This is a genomic window from Neorhodopirellula pilleata (assembly GCF_007859915.1).
Lineage (GTDB): Bacteria > Planctomycetota > Planctomycetia > Pirellulales > Pirellulaceae > Rhodopirellula > Rhodopirellula pilleata.
The window spans coordinates 349,993-375,474 of record NZ_SJPM01000003.1; the positions used below are offsets into that span (position 1 = coordinate 349,993).

The window sequence follows — 25,482 nt, forward strand, 5'->3', positions numbered from 1 at the left end:
ATGGCCAAACGTAGCTTTCATTTTTTTCGACTCGAAGATCGCATACTTCTGTCCGGCGAGGGCAACGAAGCGGTCGAGGCGATCGCGCCCGACCCCGGCATCATGCAAATGCTGCAAGCCGAGGTCGATGCGATGGAGGCAGCGATTGCACCGATCGACTCGGTCGCTGGGGAAGCAACGCCCCCTCAAGACGAAGCATCACAACCGCCGGAACCACCGGAACAGTCGGATCTGCCGAACGTTTCACGGCTCGATCCCGCCAAACCGATCGAAATCATCTTTGTCGACGCCGGTGTTCAAGACGCCGATGCCCTGATCGACAACTTACGCGATACGGATACCGAGACGCAGTGGGTGGTCGTGCATCTGACGGGCGACCAAGACGGCGTCGAGCAAATTACCCATACGCTTGCGTCCATGTCGGGTGTTGATGCGATCCACTTGCTCTCCCACGGTGACGGCGAGGGCATCACTCTCGGCAACACCAAACTAACGCTCGACTCGGCCGCCAGCTATGCCGGTGACATCGTCTCGTGGGGACACGCCCTCGACGCCGACGCAGACTTGTTGATCTATGGCTGTGATCTGGCTAGTACCGAATCGGGACGTGATCTGATCGAGATCCTCGCCGTCGTTTGTGACTGCGATGTCGCGGCGAGTGACGACGCGACCGGTGCGGAAGAGTTGGGCGGTGACTGGGATTTTGAATACACCGTGGGCTTGGTGGAAAGCCATGTTGCGTTTTCGATCGAAGTGCAGCAGCAATACGGATATTTGTTGGCGACCGTGGATGGAACCGCCGGAGCTGATTTGCTGGAAGGCACTTCGACCTCGGATACGATTACCGGGTTGGCGGGGAATGATGTTCTGCTGGGCGGTGAAAACATCGCGGCGGACGGCCAGTTTCTGGACGCTGTTGTGCCCGGATCGCTAGCGACTTATAGCTCGGGGCAATCGTTTGGCGGTTGGACGGTGACTCAGGGCAGCGTTGATTTGATCAATACCTTTGGCTACGCCTCGCCGACAGGTGGCCGAGGGGTCGACATGGATGGCAATAGTCCCGGTGCGATTTCGCAGACGTTGACCACCGTGGTTGGAAATACCTACGCGGTTCGATTCGGCTTATCTACCAATAGCAGTGGAGTAGCGGCTACGAAAGCGATTGAACTTTCGGTTGACGGTGTGGCGACCAACTATTCGGTAACAACTACCTCAGGAAGCACCGCTGGATCACCGGAATGGCAGGAGCGGACCTACACGTTTGTCGCCACGTCGACATCCACAACTATTGAGTTTCGCAGTCTGTCACATTCGGGAGCTCAGGGAGCGATCTTAGGCGACGTGGTGGTCGCGGACCTGACGGCTAACAACGGCAATGACACGCTGACCGGCGGTGCGAATGCCGACACGATCATGGGCAGCGGCGGGAACGACGTGATCGATGCGGGCAGTGAGAACGATTTGATCTTTGCCAGTGGCGGCACCGACACGATCGATGGTGGCACGGGGACCGATATCGTTGTCTTCACGGGATCTCGTGCTGATTACACGGTGACCGCTGCGGGGGCAACGTTGACGGTTACCGATAATCGCTTGGGCTCGCCCAATGGTACTGCGGAGATTACCAACGTTGAAACGTTCCGCTTTGCGGACGGCGACTTGACGACTGCGGATGTTGCGCTGAACACGCCAATTTTCGAGAACTTTGATAACGGCAGTTTGACCGGCTGGACCGGCGGAGCCATCAATTCTGCCAATGCGGACTTCAGTCCGTTTTTGGTTTCAGCGGCTGCGTATAACTCGCCTGGGACATATCAAGCGGCCACCAATGGCGTTCAAGATGTCTACAAGACATTCGACCTTTCAGGGAATCAAACATCGGTAACGATCTCCTTTGATATGAATAGGTTCGACAGTTGGGATAATCACCAATTCCGTGTCTGGGTCAATGATACACTTGTGTCGGCCAATGCTTTTGGGACAGGAAGTGTAAACTACTCCGACACAACACCTGGCACGAGTTCGGCCGTGAACCTCGGGTTCTCGGGTTGGACCGATGATGTCCAGACCTATGTGCTAACAGTCAACACGACGGGCACTTCATTAAAGCTTGGATTCGGTGCGACGTTGGATCAACACTGGAACGACGAAGCCTGGGGTGTCGATAATCTCCTCATCCGCGAGCAAGCCGCTGGCACGACTGGCACGTATGCAGAAGGGACCACCGGCAACGATTCCAATACCGCTTCTTCTCTATCGGATAGCTATGCGGGCAACATTGGCAACGACACGATCAATTCAGGTGCCGGGCGTGACTTCGCTGCGGGCGGTGATGGCAACGATATCATCGACGGCGGCAGCGGTTCGGATGTGATCCTTGGTAGTTGGGGAACCGATACGCTTTCGGGCGGTCTGGGCTCGGATATCGTCGACGGCGGAACTGGCAATGATACGCTTTACGGCGATGGAAAGAACCTGATCTTCAACGGCAGTTTCGAGAGTTTCGAGCCATCGTTGCTCAGTTGGACAGCATCGGGAAACGTTTCGTCGGTCAACTCGCAAGGCGCGACTCTGGGAACATCCGCGGCTTCGTTTGGTCCGGGAGACACAGCCAATACTGGCTCGCTTAGCCAATCCGTTACCACCATCGCGGGTTCGAACTATTCCGTTGGGTTCGACTATGGTTCGCACGGAAGTGCTATATCCCAGTCGCTACGCATTCAAGTTGTTTCCGGCGGGTACACCGTAGTCGACCAGATTGTCTCCGACGTCGGTAGTAATCCCAACACCTTTGAAGATTACGAATTCAATTTTACTGCTTTGGGCGCTTCGACGGTTGTCACCTTCACCGATGTTTCCGCGACCACAACCGGCGTTGACGGCATGCTGGACAACGTTCGCATGTACCTGGATAACGGCGGGAATGACACGCTGTACGGCGGCAACGGCGCGGATGTGATCTACGGTGGACTGGGCAACGACATTATCGTTGCAGGACCAGGTGCCGATGCTATGTTCGGTGGCGGCGGCATTGATACGCTGTCCTATGTTGGTTCGACCGCGGCCGTGAATGTGAACTTGTCAACCAAAGTCGTCTCCGGTGGCGATGCGGCAGGAGATATGTTCTGGGGCTTTGAAAACCTACGTGGTTCTGCACTGAACGACACTTTGACCGGTGACAGCAACGCCAACATCATCGAAGGTGGACTGGGCAACGATATTCTCGACGGCGGACTGGGCATCGACACCGTCAGTTACGCCAGTGCGACTGCAGGCGTTACGGTGAATCTGGCTATCACCACGGCACAGAACACGGTTGGTGCGGGCACCGACACGATCACCAACTTCGAAAACCTGACCGGTTCGAGTTTCAACGATACGCTGACCGGGAATAGTGGTGATAACACGATTATCGGCGGCTCTGGCAACGACACGATCACCAGCGGCTCTGGCAACGACACGATCACCGGCGGTGCCGGCAACGACACGATCGATGGCGGCACGGGGACCAGTGACATGGTCATCTACAGCGGTAACTGGTCCGACTACACGATTACGTACAGCGCCGGGACATCGACTTACACGATCGTCGACAACCGAGTTGGTTCGCCCGATGGAACCGACACGGTAACCGGCGTGGAAACGTTCCGGTTCAACGGTGTGGATTACTCGGAGGCAGCGATGCAAAACAACGCACCTGTCTTTTTGCCAAACCAAATCGCATTCTCCGACGCAGTTGACGGGATCTACGAAGTAGAAGTTCAAGGCATCGTATTTGATGTGCTGGTCGAAGAGCATGGCGGCCATAAGTGGTTATTGATCGGCCGTGGGCGAGAGGGCTGGGAATTCGATACCAATGGACAAGGTTCGGTCGATGCGGTGGTCCAAGGACTGGGGACTCCATCGGCCTTCGCCCCCGCCGCTTACAGCGATGCCATCATCAACCAGTGGTTGGTGGACAGCGGCTTAACGATGTCCAATGTGGAGATGCGAATCATGCGAGCATCGACGCCGGATGGAACGGGAGAATACCAAGAAGTTTTGTGGCGAAACTTCGTCGGAAATGGTGGTGCGTTCACCTGGAATCTGGAAGATAGTCAGTACACAGTCACTGCTCAGAATGTCAATGCACCAGCCGGCTTGTCCGGTGCGAATACTGGCACTTGGAATAATCTAAACACTCGAGACGCCAGTCCTCAAAACGATGCCGATCGCGTCTTTACTTGGAGCTGGAATAGTCACAATTATCAACAAGGCTTCTCGTATGGAATCGCCGTCACCAATGGCTCAAATGCGGCCAATTCGTTCTTGTGGGAATTTGGGAACGAAAATCATGCGATTCCATATACCGAAGTCTACCTACGGGCGACCACTGGCGATTTCAACATCACCTTCGATGGTGAACCACTCGTTGGGTTAATGATGGATGGAACCTATGTCGAAAACAGTCCGCCAACCCCATTGATTTCCGGCATCACATTGGAGGATCTTGAAGACAGCCTGGAATCGGCAACGATTCAAATCTCCGGGGTCTTTGCCAGTGGCCAAGACACACTCTCGTTTGCAGACACGCCTTCCATCACGGGACAATGGGACGCAGCCAATGGCACACTCACACTTACGGGGACTGCGTCGGTTGCTGACTATACCGCCGCAATCGAGAGCGTAACCTATCACAACACAAGTGAATCGCCCCTGATAGGCCAGCGGATGATCGAAATCACGGTCTCGGATGGTTTCGCCAGTTCCAACTCGATGAACGGCCAGTTCACGGTGACGGTAGTTAATGACGCGCCGACAGCTACAACCATCGAAGGCACTTCACTTTCCTACACCGAAAATGATGGCCCAGTGAACGTCACCTCGTCTCTGACCATAAGTGATCCCGATGATACGCATATCGGGTCCGCGGTGGTGGCCATCACGAGCAATTACACCAGCGGGGAGGACGTGCTGGGGTTTGTGAATCAGAACGGCATCACAGGTGCATGGAACGCAACCACGGGGGAACTGACTCTCAGCGGCTCGGCGACGATTTCCCAGTATCAAGCCGCACTGCGCTCGGTCACTTACGAGAATAGCAGTGAAGGTCCAGCGACAGCAACGCGAACGATCAGCTTCACCGTCAACGATGGCATTGATGACTCTAACACGCAAACTCGCGATATTGAGGTTTCCGCTGTAAACGATGCTCCCGAAGACCTAACTGCGACACAAAGCTCGTCCGGCGGTCTGAGTATCAATGACGATGGCGGAAACGATGCTTACTTGATCAGCGACGATGGCGGGGCAATTCTTGGTGGGCTGGGCACGTTGACTTATGAAATTCAGTTTTCTTCGACCGACAATACGACAGTTAGTCCTCTGATTTCCTATGCCAACTCGAATCACGACAATGCGTTCTTGTTAGTGGTCGAAAGCAATGGTGAACTGCGTGTGATAGTCAATGACAAATTAGGCGTCTCGCCGTGGACAACCTTTGACTACCGCACGCTGTTCGACGGAGAGCAGCATTCGATCGCCGTTACGTGGAGCAGCACGGCGGGCGATTGGGAGGTTTTTGTCGATGGCGTCTCCGTCGATAGCGGAACCGGCTTGGCGAGCGGAGAAACGATCACGGGAAGCCCGGGCGATGGAGAGCTTGTGTTCGGACAAGACCAGGACTCTGTCGATGGCGGGTACAACTCTTCACAAGTCTTTTCCGGAACCCTGCAAAACGCCCGCTTATTCAACGACATTCGTACCGCCTCTGAAATCGCCGCCAGCTATCGCAGCGACTTGCCTTATAGCGAATCTGGCATGATCGCCAATTGGAAGTTTGATCAGCTTTCCTCGGACGGAGTCGTCGTCGATGCGGTCAGTGGCAATAACCTGACTGTCGCACACGCAAGCGGCGCGGGCTTTACGGCGAGTGATCCAACGCTGACGCTCCAGGTTACCGAAAACGCACTCGATGGCACCGTGGTTGGGCAGGTTTCGGGCAGCGATGAAGAACGCGAAGCGAAGATCGCTTCGCTTTTGGCGGCGGATGCAAATTTGCGTTACAGCGCCGAGACGGGGAAATTCTACAGGTGGACAGGGACAGCCAGTGACTTTGCGACGGCACAGAGCAATGCAACCTCAGTGTTGCTTTCGGGTGTTTCAGGGACTTTGGTTTCGATCCACTCCGCCCACGAAAACGATTTGATTCATACTTTAGCATCCGATGCTGGTGTAGATTTCTGGATTGGAGCTTCGGACTTGGATGTTGAAGGAGAATGGCGTTGGGAAGACGGCGATCAATTTTGGGACGGAACCGGGACCGACGGTTACTCGGTCGATGGCGCCTACACGAATTGGTTTGGATCTGAACCGAACGACGCGTCCAGCAACCAAGACGCGGCGATCATAAGAGCCTCGCATGGACAGTGGCTCGATGCTTCCGCGGGCAATACAAGCTACGGATCTGTGATTCAATGGAATGCCGATGCGGTTCTGGATGCCACCAACGCGTTGACCTACTCCGTGGTTTCGCAAACGGTCGCGGGTGCTTTCTCAATCGACGCCAGCACGGGCACGATCACCGTCGCCGACGGGAATCTGCTGGACTACGAAACCAATGCAACGCACACGCTGACTGTTCGCGTCAGTGACGGCACAAACACCTACGACGAAGCCTTCACGGTTTCGCTACGTGATTTAACCGAAAGCAACAACGCGCCGACGAATCTTTCCAGCGGCATCGAACTGAATACCGACGGCGGGAACGATGCGTATCTTTATAGCTCCAACGGGCATGCGATTTTAGGAGGCCTAGACAGCTTTACATTCGAGACGGCGTTTAGAGGTCAGAATCAGCATGATTACAACATGCTGCTAAGCTACGCAACGGACATCGGTACAAACGATCTAGTTGTCCATGTAAGAAGTAACGGGACGCTGGAGCTGTTGATTGGCGGTTATGGATTTCAGACGTTTTCCGAGATCGATTACACGACGTTACTCGATAATGAATTACACCACCTCGCTATCTCGTGGGAGAGCGTTTCCGGTGCGGTTGCGGTTTACGTAGACGGTGAATTGATCGAGTCGAGGACCGGCTATGCGACCGGAGGAACTCTGCGAGGCGGTTCAGGTACGGGGGTTTTGGTTTTTGGGCAAGAGCAGGATAGCCTTCTGGGCGGCTTTCAAGCAAACCAAGTTTTCTCAGGCACACTCTACGACGTTCGCATCTGGAACGAAGTCCGCAGCGAAGCTGATATCTCGCTGAACTATCAAAACAAGTTCGACGGCGGTAACCTGCCCAGCGGCTTGGTTGCTAACTGGCAGATGGATGGTTTCAATGGGTCAAATCAAGTCGTCGATGTCGTCAGCGGCAATAATCTGAGCATCGGAAATGTGCCTTCGACTCCTTTAGCCTCGTACACAAATGTGGTAGGTGGTGCGTCCACGGTGGGCTCGACGATCTTGCTTGATTCGGCCTCTGCTCCCGGCGGATACAGTTCGCAAGTCAACTCGGAGTATTTCTCGTCGCTTGGTTACACGGATAACTACACCGTGTCCTTCACGCTGGATGAAGCCAATCCGTTTAACTTTATGATTGGACTGGGGCTGGTCGACAGCGGCACAGGATACGCTGACATCGACCATGCGATGTACTTTATTCAAGATGGTCGGTTGGCTAGCTACCATAGTGGATCGTTTGGCGGTAACCACGTGAGTAGTGTTGCCGACGGCGATGAATTCGCTTTTTATGTCAATGGAACGACGCTCGCATTTCAACATAATGGTGCCACGGTCCATACCGAGACAATCACCGCCAATTCCGATTGGTATCTGGACACGTCATTCACTAGTGGAGCCGACGTTTCGCTGAGCAACGTTCGTATCTTTCACGGTGCCACCGAAAACTCGGTATTAACCGATAGCCAACCTATCGATGACCTGCACATCAGCGAAAACGCGGTCGCCGGCGAAAGCGTTGGCTTCGTCGTGCCGACCGATCCGGATGTCAGCAATGACATCGTCAGCGATGGGTTGTTCACTGAAGCTGGCACTCCAACCACATTCACGACGTACAACTCCAACGGAACTCAGGCAGGGAATACGCTCGGCGACTGGACTGTCACAAGCGGAACGGCGGCCCATCTGAATGCCAACGGAGTCAACTATGCCGAAACTCCGCTGGGCGGCAATATCGCGCATATACGAGATGCGTCTTCGATTGAGCAGACAATCACGACGGAGATTGGACGTGAATATCAGGTGGTTTTCGCAGGCAGTGGATACTGGACCAGCGACTCCGGCAATGCGACGGTGAGACTATCGGCTGCCGGAACCATGGTCGACCTCGATTTCGGCACGAAACCTTCTGGTTGGGACATTGCGACGAACGTGCTGTGGCAGAACCGTTCCATGGCTTTCACGGCTGATTCGACATCGACAACCCTTTCGTTCCTCGACGTTTCCGACGCCGCCGCACAAAATGGATTGTTCTTGGCCGACATCCAAGTCATCGAAATCCCCGCCGCCGTCACGACGATTCTGAACAACGATCCGACGCTGCAATACGACGCGGCGACGGGTAAGTTTTATCGATTTGTCAGTACCATCACTCAGCCATTGGATGCGATCAATGCGGCTACCTCTGCGACGCTGAACGGTGTCAACGGACAACTGGCAACCATCCGTTCGGCCTACGAGAACGAGTTGATCCGATCGTTTGCCCAACAAGTGGGCGGCGACGTGTTGCTCGGCGGTCGAGACGCAACGACTGAGGGGAATTGGTACTTCCTGGATGGTTCAACCGAGAGCGAGAAGTTCTCGACAGGTTCAACGGCAGAAGCAGGATACTACACCAATTGGAGAGCGGCTGAGCCGAACGGTTCGACCGGGGAAAACCATCTTGCCATCCGCCCTGACGGAGAATGGCAAGACGTGCCCGACAATCAATCGCGATCCTACGTCATCGAATGGGACGCAAGCGAAGTTCTCTCCAGCTTTACGTTCAGTTTGACTGACAACGCAGGCGGTCGATTCGCGATCAATCCAAACACCGGCGAAATCACCTACACCGGCACCGGTTCGCTCGACCACGAATCTGCCGCTTCGCATAACGTCACGGTACAAGTTACCGATGCGGCGGGGAATTCGTACAGCGAAGTGATGACGATCGCGGTTGATAACTTGGTTGGTGAGGTGCTGACGGGGACACCAGGCAATGATAACATTGCCGCGACTGCGACCGAGGAAAACACCATTCACGGGCTCGCGGGCAATGATACGCTGACCGGAAATGATGGGAATGATATCATTTTTGGTGATGACACCACCGTGGCCGACGTATTGCTGGCCGATCCGACGCTGTCTTACAACGCGGTGACCGGCAAGTTTTATAAAGTGATTGACACCGCCGCGACTTGGTGGGATGCAAGAGATGCTGCGGCGGCAATGAGCGTCGAAGGGATCAGCGGTCGCCTGGTGCAGATTACCAACGCCGATGAAAACGCGTTTGTGCAGAGTTTGGTCGGCAGTGATTCGGTATGGATCGGGGCCAATGATACCGGCCACCAGGACGCATTCACCTGGACCGATGGTTCGCCGGTGACGTATCAGAATTTCGCGGCGGGCGAGCCCAACGGAACTCAATGGGAAGACGGTGTCTTGTTGTCGGGTTCGACCGGCACTTGGGCTGACGCGAATGATTACGCGACCCAGAAATATGTCGTCGAGTTCGTTCCATTGGGCATGAATGACACCATCACCGGCGGCCAGGGTGATGATACGATCGAAGGGGGTGTCGGCAAAGACGTCGCGATCTACACCGGACCGTCTAGCGACTATACGATTACCGACAACCTGGATGGTACGTGGACCGTTACCGACAACGTCAGCGGTCGCGACGGTGTGGATACGCTGAGCGGCGTGGAGCAGTTACGATTTAGCGACCAAACGTTCAATACCACGACCGGTGAATTCAACGCAGCCCCCACCGATATCGAACTGATTGCACCGGGCGATGACTTGGTGGCTCAACCACCGTCGGTGCTGCAGTCGTATACCGGGCAAGCGGGATGGTCCACGGCAACTGTTGCGTTGGCCGATGGCGGCTATGTCCAGCTATACAATGATTACGACTTGAACAGCGGTTGGGATACTAAGTTCCAGCGTTATGACGCCAATGGTGATGCGGTCGGCGAACCGCAACTGTTGGATCGGGGCGTTTTAAGCGGACAGCAATACGATTTCGATGTCGCAACACTGGCCAATGGCTCTCACGTGGTGGCTTGGCGTCATGACAATGAAGTCTACGCCAAAACGTTTGATAGTAATTTCGAGACCAGCGTCGCACAGTTCCGTGTGAACACGACGACGGCGTTCGTGCAATACGAACCGGACGTTGCAGCGACGGGCGATGGTGGGTTTGTCGTGGTGTGGCGGACCCAGGTTGACGAAGACTCTGACACTAACGCAGATTTCAATGATGTTCGAGCGCAGAAATACAACAGTGCGGGCGTGAAAATCGGTGGAGAGATCGCGGTCGAAAGTCGTGCCGGCAATCAATACCAGCCGGCCGTGGTTGGATTCAGCGATGGTAGTTTCCTGGTTACCTATCGCCAGGATGTGGCTGCCAATGGTGATGGTTCGGGAACATCGGTACTTGGGCAATTTTACAATGCGTCCGGTACTGCCGTGGGTGGCAAATTCGTTGTCAACACAACCACGTCTGGATCTCAATTCGAACCCGAAGCGATTGCTTTGGGCAATGACCATGTGTTGATCACCTATCGCATGGTCGACGGATCGAGCAACGGCATTTACGGCAAGATCCTGGATGAAACCGGCGCGGTGATCAAGAACGAATTCCTGATCAACGACACGACGGCAAGCGACCAGGCGCAGACCTACAACTATGCGTTGGCCGACGGTGGTTGGGTGACAACCTATATCTCCAGCGACCAAGGGAGTAACTGGAGAGTATTGGCAACTCGCTTTGACAGTGCGGGCGATCAAGTGGGCAGCGAGTGGGAAATTGGTGCCTACAGCGCCAACTACAGGCAAACGTTGCCATCGGTTTCGCAACTGGCCAGCGGCGACTTGGTGTTCTCCTGGTTGAAAGGGGCAAACAATAGCGAAGCGACCGCGACCAACGATGTAGTCTACCGACAACACCTCGATTTGAACGGAATTGCGACCACATCGCTTTTGGAAACCGAAGTCTATTTGCAGGTTAGCCAGATGAATGCCAAATCCACCAGTTTGGCTTCAGGTGGCCACGTGGTGGTTTGGAACAATATCGGTGTTGAGACGGGCGTGAACGGCAGCTGGGGCATTCAGGCCCAGATCTTTGATGCCGCAGGAAATGCAGTTGCCGCCCCCTTCTCACCAAACCCGGTCGAGGCTGGGAACCAGCAATGGCCTGAAATTGCGGCGCGCCCAGGAGGCGGGTTTATCGCCGTGTGGAATAGTTCCGCTGGCGAAAATAGTGACGGCGTTCGAGCGGCGATCTACGATGCAGATGGGATCCTGGTGGGATCGGAGATCAACGTCAATACTTACACTATTGGGTCTCAAGCCGTACCTTCGGTAAGTGTTGCCGCAGACGGCAGTTTCACGGTCGCCTGGCGATCAGCAAATCAGATCAGTGAAACATCCAGTTGGGACAGCTACCTCCAACGGTTCGACGCCAGCGGCAATAAAGTCGGCGGCGAGATCCAAATCAATAGCAATGTCAATAGTGAGCAGCGCGAACCCAAGCTGGCGACCAATGGCGACGGCGTAACGATGGTTGCGTTCATGGATAGGATCGGTGATGCCAACGGCTGGGGTGTGAGAGCAAAACTGTACGACGCCAGCGGCAATGCGATCGGCAGCGAATTTTTGATCAATTCGGAATTTCAAACCAGCGACCAAAATGAACCACAAATTTCGGCATTACAAGACGGTCGGTTTGTTGTGGTGTGGCACAGCTATACCGCCGATGGCAGTCGGTGGGCCAGCATGGGGCGGATTATCAACGCCGACGGGACGTTTGCTAGCGGCGAGATCCTGTTAAATCAGTCAACGCCCGGTGATCAGTATTATCCCAGCGTCACAGCCACTAACAACGGTGGGTTTGCTGCCACTTGGGTTTCCAGCGGCGATGGCCAGAGCTATGCCGTTTGGGGACGTACGTTTGATGCCAGCGGTGTCGCGACCAGCGACGAATTCCGAGTCAGTGATATTCCCAACGGTTGGACGAACAGGCCGGATGTGACGCAGCGGACCGACGGATCATTGGTCTTTACTTGGACCGCTTATAATCCAAGCTCCGGCTCGGATGTGATGCAACGGATTTACACGCCGGGCTTGATCGAATCGACTCAGGCGGGTGCAATCCTGGGCGAGCTGGTGGCGACCGATGCTACCGTGGGCGATTCTCATACCTTCGAAATCATTGCCTCGGACACGAACGACTTTGAAATCGTCGATGGCCGCTTGCAGGTCAAAGCAGGATCAACGTTTGACGCGGAAAATGACCCACCAAGAAGCATCACCATTCGAACGACCGACTCGGTCGGCAACACCTTCGACAAAGTGTTTGTGATCAATCCTTTGCCGGTCAATGACGCGCCATCGAGTTTGACTTTCACCGCAGCAACGGTGGCTGAAAATGCGGCGAACGGTTTTGTGGTTGGCACAGCCATCGCCGCTGACCCCGACTCGGGCGATACGATCACGTATTCGTTAACGAACAATTATAACGGCGCATTTACCGTTGATGCCAATACAGGCGTCGTTACTGTCGCGGATTCATCGGCCTTGGACTACGAGGCCTTCCGAACCGTAGACATCGTCATCCGTGCCACCGACGCCGGAGGTCTCTATCGACAGTCGACGTATACCGTTGCTTTGTCGGACTTGGACGAAGCGCCAACGTCACTGGGTACATACACGATCGTGGCCGATTACCGCGATGACTTTGTCGACGAAGGAGCCTTAACCAGCGGCTGGCAATACTTATGGAACGCCCCCGATAACTGGGCAGCCGGTGTTTCTCTTGGCGATCTCAACACGGGTGAGATCGGTAATCCCAACAACTATCTGGCATTGGTCGACGCAGGAACCGATTGGACTCCCGATGGGGACATAACTTATTCAAACAACGGTTCGGCTGCGTTCACGCGATTGACATCAACGGGCGGGCATACTGGCCAGGGCAGTACCGAATATAGCGGAATCGATCGCTACGCAATCGCGGCTTATACGGTCGCCGAGTCTGGCAGCTATGTGATTACCAACAGCTTCCTTGAGGATGTGCACGCTGGAGGTGACGGTCTGGAGTTATTCATTCACGTCAACGACAATGCGCCGATCCTGGTGCAATCGAACTACATCACTTCCGCCGGATTCGACATCGATTTGGGGGCCTTAACTGCCGGCGATACGATCTACATCGCCATCGGTCCAAACAGTAACGCCACCAACGATACCTTTGCCATAGATTTTTCCATTGCCAAGTTGCAGACCGCCTCGGTCGCTGAGAACGCGGCCAATGGAACCGTGGTTACTACCATAGCGACGACGGATGATCCTGACGACACGCACACGTACTCATTAATCAACAACGCCGGCGGACGTTTCGCGATCGATGCCACCACGGGCGAAATCACCGTCGCCAATGGATCACTGTTGAACTACGAAGTGACAACCAGCCACGCTATTACGGTCCGAGTGACTGATGCGGCGAATCAGACTTATGATGAAGTTCTTTCGATCGCGGTGGCTGACGTCAACGAAGCACCGTCGTCGATGGTTTCGGGTATCGGTCCTAACTTGATCACCAACGGAAGCTTCGAAAGCGGTAGCGCCGGATGGAGCAACGCGAACGGCATGGAAGTCCAGGTCGCGGGAACCGCCACCCACACGCCTGGAAATGCGGCCGACGGAAACATTTATCTAGAACTTGACGCCGGAGTCGCCCAGATCGACTCCATCTGGCAAGACGTCACGACGGTTGTGGGGCAACGATATGTCATCGAATTCGATCACATGGCGCGACCGGACTCCCCTTCCGGCACGACGAATCAGATCGAAATCTACTGGGACGGATTTCTGATTGACACCGTCGAATCCACCGATACCACGACTTGGACCAGCCGCTCGTACACCGTCGTGGCGACGTCCTCAACCAGCAGACTCACCTTTGCCGAACCGAGCTCCGATGGCGTTGGGTCGTACCTTGATAACGTGTCGTTGCGTCAGGCGTTGTCGGTCACCGAAAATGCCTTCCTCGGAACTAGCGTCGGCTTCGCCTACGGTAGCGACGTCGATGCGGGCGACACGCTGACGTATTCTCTAACCAACAATGCGGGCGGACGCTTTGCGATCAACAGCGCCACGGGTGAAATCACGGTGGCGAATGGCAGCTTGTTGGATTACGAAGCATCGACATCGCATGACGTTGTCGTTCAGGCCAGCGATGGCAGTTTGACCTACAGCGAAACGTTGACGATTGAACTGACCAACGTCAATGAAGCTCCGGCGATCGCGCAACTGAGCGACGATACGGTCGCGGCGTATGACTTTGAAAATGGGACAAATTCGATCGCGTCGGGTGGTCCTGCGTTGACCGTGAATTCACCGGTGACCATCTCGGGCAGCGATGGCTTTACCACCGGCAGCAACGGATTGCTATTCCCGACAGGCGATGTCGATAGCACGACGCCACCGGTCAGCATCGGCACGATTCCTGGCGTCGCGACTAGCAACGAGTTTTCGTTCAGCGCGATGGTGCGATTTGATACCGGCATTGGAAGCCGCTCGTGGGAACGAATTTTTGATTTTGGCGCTGGGCCAGGCACGCACAACGTCTTGCTGGCACGTTACCAAACATCCGACGACTTACACCTTCAAATTCAAAGCGGCAGTACGGTCGTCGGTTCGATTACGATCTCCGATGCCCTTGTCGGCATCGAGGGTCAATGGCATCAATACGGCGTCACGATTGACTCCACTGGTCTTGCCAGCCTGTTTATTGACGGCGTCGTCGTTGGCACCGTTCAGGCGACCGCTATCCCCGATTATTCAACTTGGACCGAAAACTACATCGGCAGCTCCAACTGGTCGAACGACAGGCAGTTCCAAGGTGCCATGGACGACATTGGCATCTTTGACCGAGCACTGACCGCGGCCGAGATGGCTTCGCTGGCGAACACAACGAGTCCGCAAGGTTTCACGATCGATGAAAACAGTGCCAACGGAACCGTCGTCGGCACGGTCCACGGCGGCGATCCCGATACCGGCGAAACACTTACCTACAGTTTGACCAACAACGCCGGTGGTCGGTTTGCGATCAACAGCACCACGGGCGAAATCACGGTGGCGAATTCGGGCAACCTCGACTTCGAAGATTTCGCATCACACACGATCACCGTTCAGGTTCAGGACAGCCAGGGGCTGACCTATTCGGAGTTGGTGACGATCAACTTGACCGATGTCGCCGAGGCTCCGATCGGAATCGTGGTGCAATCGCCGACGGTGCTCTTGGAAGACGACTTCAGCGATGGCAGCGCCGATGGTTGGAATCTGCCGGCCGGTTGGAATGTGGTCAACGAAGAAATCCAATCGACCAATAACGACCCGCGACTTCACGCTCGCTGGACCGATCCGAGTGCGCTGGCCTGGACCGATTACAGTCTCTCCGTCGATCTGAATCTTAGAGACGACGACGGCCAGGGAGTGAGCGTTCGCGTTCAGGACGACGGCAACTACTACCGCTTCTCTGTGGTCCCGTCCAATGGCAGCCTTCGCGTCGAACGGGTGGTCGGCGGAGATGTGGGAACGCTGATCGCGTCGGCTGCCGATGTGGTTCCGAACCTTGGGACTCAAAACGGCCACGGTACCGGACTGATCAACATGACGGTCCACGCGGTCGGCGACCAGTTCACGGTCGAAATCGACGGGCAGGCGGTGCTGACACTGACGGACAGTACCTTCGCGACCGGTTCGGTCGGGCTTTACGGATTCGCCCAGGATTTCAATTCGAGCTGGGACAACGTCAAAGTAACGGCGGCACCAGTGCATATTTCTGAGAATGCGGCGAATGGAACCGTGGTGGCACAAGCCACCGGTATCGACCGCGATGCCGGCGACTCGCTGACCTACACGCTAACCAATGACGCGGGTGGACGTTTCGCCATCGACAGCAGCACTGGCCAGATCACCGTGGCCGATCGCAGTTTGCTTGACTACGAAAGCACGACTAGCCACAGCGTCACGGTCCGCGTGACCGATGGCGGAGGGCTGACGTATGACGAAGTCGTAACGATCGGCGTGGACGATGGCATTGAAGTGGTACAAACCGTCCCAGGTCCACAAACGGTTAACGAGGATTCGGTTCTGACCTTCAGCAGCGGCAATGGCAACGCCGTGTCGGTAAGCGATACGTTCGCTGGCACGGAAGCTCCGCTGCAAGTTCGCTTGTCGGTCAACGATGGCGTGCTGAATCTTTCGGGACTGACGGGTATCACGATTGTCGAGGGCAGCGACGGTAGCGGCAACGTAGTGCTCAACGGCACCGAGTCCGATCTCAACGCGGCGCTGGAAGGGATGACGTTTACGCCCAACGCCAACTTCAATGGCAACGTCACGCTGGATATCACGACGATGCTCCTCGACGATGTCGTGGGGCACTACACGTTTGAATCGGGAACGGTCATTGGCTCTACCGTCGCTGATCAGTCGCTTGGCGCGATTCAACAAGGAACGCTTCTCGGCGATGCGACTGTCGTCAGCGATGGGACTCGCGGCGAAGTGCTGAGTCTGGATGGCAGCGGCGATGCGGTACTCATTCCGGGAAAGTTCGGCAATCCCACCGACATCACAACCGCCGCTTGGGTTAACTTGACGTCCGGTGGACCGGCTGGCGCTGAGCTGATCGCGCTCGGTGAGGACTTTGGTGTACGGCTTAATTCCGCGACCGGTCTGTACGTCTATTTCTGGAATGGCAGTGGCTGGGAAGGTACCTCATTCGCTGTTGATTTGATGAACGACGGTTGGCACCATATTGCCGCTACTTTCGAGTCCGCAACCCAGTCGCTGTCACTTTACCTGGACGGCAACCTGGTTTCGGCATTGACGACGTCCGGCACACTGACCTTTCAAGGAAGCATTCCAGACACTTACATTGGCAGACACGGCGATCTATCGAATACGTCGATCGACTTTGGAGGACAAATCGATGATGTGCGGGTCTACACCCGATCGCTGGCCGCGGACGAAATTGCGGTGTTGGCAAATGACGAAGTCCAAACCAGCAATACGGTCGCGATCACGGTCACCGGGCTTAACGACGCACCAACGTTCAATGCACACTCAGGTGTCACGTCGTTTGACCCGGCGTTTGACTTTGTTAGCGGCACGTCGACTTATCAGCTCGATAGTGGCAAGTTCATCGTCGCCGGAAGTGTCGACGGGGGCGCGGCCGGGCACCTGTTCGCACTGACTCGCTATAACGCCGACGGGTCGGTGGACACTTCGTTCGGTACCAACGGGTTGGTCACAACGGACTTCTCCGGGACCGATGACGTCGCGAATGCGGTGACCGTTGATCCGTTGGGGCGAATCGTTGTCGTCGGCAGCACGATAGTCGGTGGCTATCACGATATCGCAGTCGCCCGCTACGATGCCGATGGATCGCTCGATATGACTTTCGATGGCGATGGAATGGCGATCCACAACATCGGCTTTAACGATATCGCCCGTGCGGTTGAAATGGACGACGACGGAAAGATTGTCATCGTCGCCCAGCGAGGTAACGGCGGCAATCCAGACCCGGTCGTTATGCGTTTGAATACCGATGGCTCGCTGGATACAAGCTTCAATGGGCAGGGCTGGGTAACCGATACCTTCGGGATGAGCGCGGGGACGTCCGGTAATCAGTATGGATGGGGATTGGCCATTGACTCCAGTGGAAAGATCCTGGTCAGTGGCTATGGCAACAGTGGCACAGGCGACGATCTGCTGTTGCTACGCTACAACACCAACGGAACACTCGACACATCGTTTGGAACCAGCGGACGGACGGCGGTCGATCTCGGTACGGCTTCGGTCGACATCGGCGGCAAGCTTGTGTTGGACGCCCAAGGTCGAATCCTGGTCGTGGGTACCGACACAACCAACAATGAAATCGCCGTAGCAAGGCTGACCACTGCGGGTGCTCTGGATGCAACCTTCGGCTCAGGCGGAATCGCCACCACCAGCAGCCTTTCCGGCAGTTTCGCGGGGGCCAATCTGACGCTGCAGAACGACGGCAAGATCGTCGTGGTTGGGACCAGCAACAATGGCTCCGACCAAGACTTTGCCGTGCTACGTTTTAACACCGACGGGACGCTCGACACGTCATTCAGCGGCGACGGACTGGCGACTTATGACGGTGGTTCCAATGATGCGCTCGCGGGTGTATTCATCAACAGCTCCGGCCAGATTACGGCCGTCGGCACGTCCAATGACGGCAGCGAAGATCGAGCGACGGTTATTCGATTCCATAGCGACGGCACGCTGGACACCGATTTCTTCGCACCACAAAACTCGCTCGACGGAAATCCAACTTATGTTGAGGGCGGCGCGGCGGTGGTGCTCGACGCGGATGTCGAAATCTTTGATCAAGAACTTTCATCGATCGATGACTTCAATGGTGCCAGCATCCTGCTAGTCAGAAACGGCGGAGCCAATAGCGAAGACGTGTTCTCTGCAACTGGGTTGCTTGGTGCGCTCGGTCAGGCTGGAAGCCTAACTTATAGCGGCACCACGATCGGCTCCGTGACGACCAACAGCAGCGGTACGTTGGTGTTAACGTTCAATGCCAGCGCCACGCAATCGCTCGTCAACAGCACGCTGCAATCAATCGCCTACAGCAACTCCAGCGACGACCCGCCAGCCAGCGTTCAAATCGACTGGACGTTCGACGATGGCAATACCGGTGGTCAAGGAAGCGGCGGAGCGTTGACGGCCAACGGCAGCACGACGGTCAACATTACGGCGACTAACGATGCGCCGGTAGCGATCGCGGATGATTCGATCACGGCAGTGCCGTTGCAAGTGGTCAATATCGATGTACTGGCCAACGACAGTGATGTCGAGATGGATACGATGTCGGTGACGCATATCATTGATCCGGCAGACGTCGGAAATCCGATTGCGGCGGTCGTTGATACGCCGATCACGTTGGCCAGCGGCACCACGGTGACGCTCAAGAGTGACGGGACGTTGGATGTGGTTGTGGCGGCAGGAATTTCGCCTACCGAGGCGTTTATCTACGAAATCAGCGATGGCAATGGTGGAACCGATCGCGCTACCGTGACTTTGAATGTCGATACCGATGGCGACGGTGTGGTCAATGCCGACGATATCGACGACGACAATGATGGGATTCTGGATTCGGATGAAGCGAATTCCAGTCATGGAGCAGTCGCTTCAGTCGTGTTTGCCGGAAACGTCACCAATCCAGAAAAGGCGATCGATGGACTGAACGGTTTCAGCGGCGGTGATGGTGGCGCTGCCCAGATCCGTGACGGTGGCGAATTGCTGGTGACGTTGACCAACGGTTCGTCGATCCCTGCAGGAACGGTGCTCGAGATCACCGGCAACAAACGCGGCTTTGGCACGTTGACCTTCACCGTGCTTGAATCCCTGGATGGCGTCAATTTTACGAATAGCCAAACGATTACTGGATTTACTTCCAGCCTATCAACCAAGACGGTGACTCTGCTGGGTGACGCCAAGTTCGTTAAGTTCCAAACTTCCGTTGTCGGGGGTGGCACGACGACGTACATCAATTTGGACTACGTTGAGGTTCTGCATCCGGATCACGATGCTGATGGGATCATCGACAGCCTGGATCTGGACAGCGACAACGACGGCATCACGGATAACGTGGAAGCCCAAACCACGGCGGGTTACATCGCACCGACGGGAATCGATAGCGATGGCGATGGACTGGACGATGCGTACGAAGGTACGGGCAACGAGGGGCTGACACCCGTTGATACGGACAGCGATGGAATCGCCGACTACTTGGATGCCGACAGCGACAATGACGGCATCGACGACATTGTCGAACGCGGTGATGGTGCGGCGACTTCGATCACTTCGACCACCGACACCGACGGCGATGGTTTGCTAGATATTTTCGAAGGCAGCAATGTCAGTGACGGCTTTGATGTCAACGATGAAAACCTGGACGGCACCGACACGAATTTCAATATCGCTGGAGTTCCGACTCTGAACGCCGATGGTTCCAATGCAACGCCACTGACAACGGATCTGTACTTCCGCGATGTCAACGATGCATCGGTGGTCTCTTCACTGGAAGGCCCAGCGCTGAATTACACTGAAAATGACGGAGCAGTGGCGATCACGTCGGCGATTACGATCTCGGACGTCGACGATACGAATATCGAATCGGCGGTCATCGCAATTACCAGCAACTACGCCGACGGGCAAGATGTGTTGGCGTTCACGGACCAGAACGGTATCGCTGGTTCGTGGAATTCAGCGACAGGCGAATTGACTTTGACGGGCTCGGCGACTCTGGCAAATTATCAGACGGCGTTGCGATCGATCACCTTTGCGAACACCAGCGACAATCCATCAACCGCGACTCGGACGGTTTCTTTTACTGTCAGCGATGGCGAAGCAAATTCAATTACCCAGACTCGTGATATTACGATCACGGCAACCAATGATGCGCCGGTGATCTCGGGCGGGCCTGATGCGGCTTCGTTGACCGAAACCGATGCGGGCTTGAGCACCAGCGGAGATTTCACGGTTACCGATGTGGACCAGGCTGATAGCGTGACTGCCACCGTGGATTCGGTCGTGGTCACTGGTACTGGATCAAGCAGTGTTCCAGCGACGCTGAACAATACGACGCTGCAAAGTTTCTTGACAGTTTCACCGACGGCGATTCTGGATAGCACCGAGATATCGGCCACGTTGACTTGGAATTTCAACTCGGGCAGCGAAGCGTTTGACTTCCTGGCCGATGGCGAAACGCTGGTTCTGACTTATGAAGTTGGTGTAACCGACAACGCGGGGTCACCACTGAATGATACTGAAACCGTTGTCATCACCATTACAGGTACAAACGACGCTCCGGTGGTTACGATTGAAGCAGGCGATTCGGCGGCGGAAACGTTGGCTGAAACAGATACAACGTTAACCAGCAGCGGTACGTTGTCGGTTGGTGATTTGGACCTGAGTGACTCGGTGGTTTCGACGGTTTCTGGTGTGGTTGCTTCTGGCGATACAACGGGGCTTGGTTCGGACAACGCGGCACTGCTTGCGATGTTGACTTCGACTGCTAATGTGATCGATGGAAGTGAATTGACGGACCAATTGACTTGGAATTTCAATTCGGGCAGCGAAGCGTTTGACTACTTGGCTGTGGGTGAGTCGTTAACGTTGACTTACACGATCACCGTGACCGATAGCCAAGGGGCGACGGACACGCAAGACGTTGTGATTACGATCAACGGCACCAATGACGCACCGGTGGTTACGGTTGAAGCTGGAGACAGTGTGGCATCGACGCTAACCGAAACCGACGCAACATTGACCAGCAGCGGGACGTTGACGGTTGAGGATTTGGATTTAAGTGACGCGGTAGGTTCGACGGTATCTGGTGTGGTTGCCTCGGGCGATACGACGGGACTGGGATCGGACAACGCGGCATTGTTATCGATGTTGACATCGACAGCGAATGTGATTGATGGAACCCAGCTGACGAACACGTTGACATGGAATTTCAATTCGGCCAGCGAGGCGTTTGACTATCTGGCTGTGGGTGAAACACTGACGTTGACTTACACGATCACCGTGACTGATAGCCAGGGTGCGACGGACACTCAGGATGTTGTGATTACGATCAACGGTACGAACGATGACCCAGTGATCACGATTGAGGCGGGTGATAGTGCGGCCGAATCGCTGAGCGAGACCAACACGACACTGACCAGTAGCGGTACGTTGTCGGTTGGCGATTGGGACCTGAGTGACGCGGTTACCTCGACGGTATCGACGGTCGTCGCCTCGGGCGACACGACGGGACTGAGTTCAGACAACGCGGCATTGCTGTCGATGCTGACTTCGACCGCGAATGTGATCGACGGCACCGAATTGTCCAACACGCTGACATGGAACTTCAATTCGGCTGGTGAAACGTTCGATTACTTGGCCGTTGGTGAAACACTCACGCTGGCTTACGCGATCACCGTCACCGACAGCCAAGGAGCGACGGATACTCAAGATGTAACGATCACGATCATCGGTACGAATGATGATCCGGTGATCACAGTGGATGCGGGAGACAGCTCCGCTGGAACACTCATCGAAACAAATTCAACACTCATCAGTTCAGGCACGTTGTCGGTCGGCGACTTGGACTTGAGTGATTCGGTCGCATCGACGGTGTCGGCAGTTGTGTCCTCGGGCGACACGACTGGATTGCTTTCCAACAACGCCGCACTGCTCTCGATGTTGACGTCGACCGCCAACGTGATTGACGGAACCGAACTAACAGACACGCTGACGTGGAGTTTTAATTCCGCCGGTGAAGCGTTCGATTACCTCGCCACCGGCGAGACCTTGACGCTAACCTACACGATCCAAATAACAGATAGTCAGGGAACCACCGACACGCAAGACGTCGTCGTCACCGTCACCGGGACCGCCGACGCGCCCGTCATCACCGGGGGACCCGCGACGTCGGCGTTGACCGAAACCGACTCTGGTTTGACCGATAGCGGCTCGTTCAACGTCACCGATCTCGATCGAAGCGATAACGTCTTGGCGGTGGTCGATTCCGTGGCTGTTTCGGGAACCGGATCAACTAGCGTTCCTGTCACGCTCGACAACGCCACGTTGCAATCGTTCTTGAGTGTCACGCCCACCGCGATCTTAGACAACACCCAAACAACCAACACCCTGACTTGGAACTTCAACTCCGGCACCGAAGCGTTCGACTTCCTCGCCGAGGGCGAGACACTAGTGTTGACCTACACCGTCAGTGTCACCGATGACGACGCCACGCCACTGAGTGATACGGAAACCGTCACCGTGACGATCACCGGAACGAATGACCTACCCAACGTGTTCGTTGATGCCGGTGACAGCGCCGCTGAAACCCTGACCGAAACCGATTCGACGCTGACCAGCAGCGGTACGCTGTCGGTTGGCGATTTGGACCTGAGTGACGCGGTTGCTTCGACGGTGTCAGCGGTCGTGGCTTCGGGCGACACGACTGGATTGGGCTCGAGCAATGCGACGTTGTTGTCGATGCTGACTTCGACAGCGAACGTGATCGACGGTACCCAGTTAGCCAACACGCTAAATTGGAACTTCAACTCCGCCGGCGAAACGTTCGACTATCTCGCTACAGGCGAGACACTCACGCTGACCTATACGATTCAAGTCACCGATAGTCAGGGAACCACCGACACGGAAGACGTTGTTGTCACCGTGACTGGAACCGCCGACGCCCCCGTCATCACCGGAGGACCGGCGACTTCGGCGTTGACCGAAGCCGAGGCCGGTTTGATCGATAGTGGCACGTTCAACGTCACCGATCTCGACCAAAGCGACAACGTTCTGGCGGCGGTCGATTCCGTGGCTGTTTCGGGAACCGGATCAGCTAGCGTTCCGGTCACACTCGATAACGCCATGTTGCAATCGTTCTTGAGCGTCACGCCAACGGCGATCTTAGACAACACCCAAACGAACAATACCCTGACGTGGAATTTCAACTCCGGCACCGAAACGTTCGAATTCCTCGCTGAGGGCGAGACACTCGTCTTGACCTACACCGTCAGCGTTACCGATGACGACGGGACGCCGTTGAGCGATACCGAGACGGTGACGGTGACGATCACCGGTACCAACGATTCGCCAAGCGTGTTCATCGATGCTGGCGATAGCGCCGCCGAAACTCTCGGCGAGAACGGATCGACGCTCAGCACCACCGGCACGCTATCGGTCGCCGACTTGGATCTGACCGATTCGGTCGGTTCCACCGTCACCGGGGTCGTTACCAGTGGCAACACGACGGGCTTGACCTCCGACAACGCCGCCCTGCTCGCCATGTTCAACTCCACCGCCAGTGTGCTCGATGCGACCGAAACGATCGATCGACTCACCTGGAGTTTCAACTCCGGCAGTCAAAGGTTCGATTACCTGTCGGCAGGCGAATCATTGACGCTCACCTACACGATCCAGGTCACCGACAGCCAATCCGCCACCGATACTCAAGACGTCGTGATCACCATCACCGGAAGCAATGATGCCCCGGTCATCACCATCGAAACTGGCGACGATGCGTCCGCCTCACTCGACGAAACGAATTCAACCCTTTCCAGCACGGGCACACTGACGGTCACCGACGTCAACCTCAGCGACACGGTCTCGTCGTCCGTCACCGGAGTGGTGTCCGGCGGAACCACAGCGGGACTGGCCAGCGATAACGCCGCCTTGCTAGCAATGTTCTCCAGCACCCCAAACGTCATCGACGGAAATGAAACCAGCAACACGCTCACTTGGAATTTTAATTCCGCCGGTGAAGCGTTCGACTACCTCGCCACCGGCGAGACGTTGACGCTGACCTACACGATTCAAGTCACCGATAGCCAGGGAACCACGGATACTCAAGACGTTGTCATTACGATCAACGGAACCGCCGACGCACCCGTCATCACCGGAGGACCGGCGATTTCGGCGTTGACCGAAACCGATTCTGGCTTGACGGATAGCGGCACGTTCGCCGTCACCGATCTCGATCAAAGCGATAACGCTCTGGCGGCGGTCGATTCCGTGGCTGTTTCGGGAACCGGATCAGCTAGCGTTCCGGTCACGCTCGACAACGCCACGCTGCAATCGTTCTTGAGCGTCACGCCTACGGCAATCTTAGACAACACCCAAACAACCAACACCCTGACTTGGAACTTCAACTCCGGCGCCGAAACGTTCGACTTCCTCGCTGAGGGCGAAACCTTACTGTTGACCTATATCGTCAGCGTCACCGATGACGACGGTACGCCACTGAGTGATACGGAAACCGTCACCGTGACGATCACCGGTACGAATGACCTGCCCAACGTGTTCGTTGATGCCGGAGACAGCGCCGCTGAAACCCTGACCGAAACCGATTCGACGCTGACCAGCAGCGGTACGCTGTCGGTTGGCGATTTGGACCTGAGTGACGCGGTTGCTTCGACGGTGTCAACGGTCGTGGCTTCCGGCGACACGTCTGGATTGGGCTCGAGCAATGCGACGTTGTTGTCGATGCTGACTTCGACAGCGAACGTGATCGACGGTACCCAGTTAGCCAACACGCTAAATTGGAACTTCAACTCCACCGGTGAAGCATTCGACTACCTCGCCACCGGCGAGACGCTCACGCTGACCTATACGATCCAGGTCACCGATAGTCAGGGAACAACGGATACTCAAGACGTTGTCATTACGATCAAC

General features: G+C 55.7%; 1 protein-coding gene (only partly in view). It reads left to right on the forward strand.

The genetic code is table 11. The features are described 5' to 3' along the window. On the forward strand, positions 1-25,482 hold the 5' portion of the coding sequence (locus Pla100_RS31530) for a VCBS domain-containing protein (RefSeq protein ID WP_146577608.1). Its footprint extends 7,215 nt past the window's final position; the window shows 25,482 of its 32,697 coding nt (coding positions 1-25,482); the start codon lies at positions 1-3; its stop codon lies beyond the right edge, outside the window.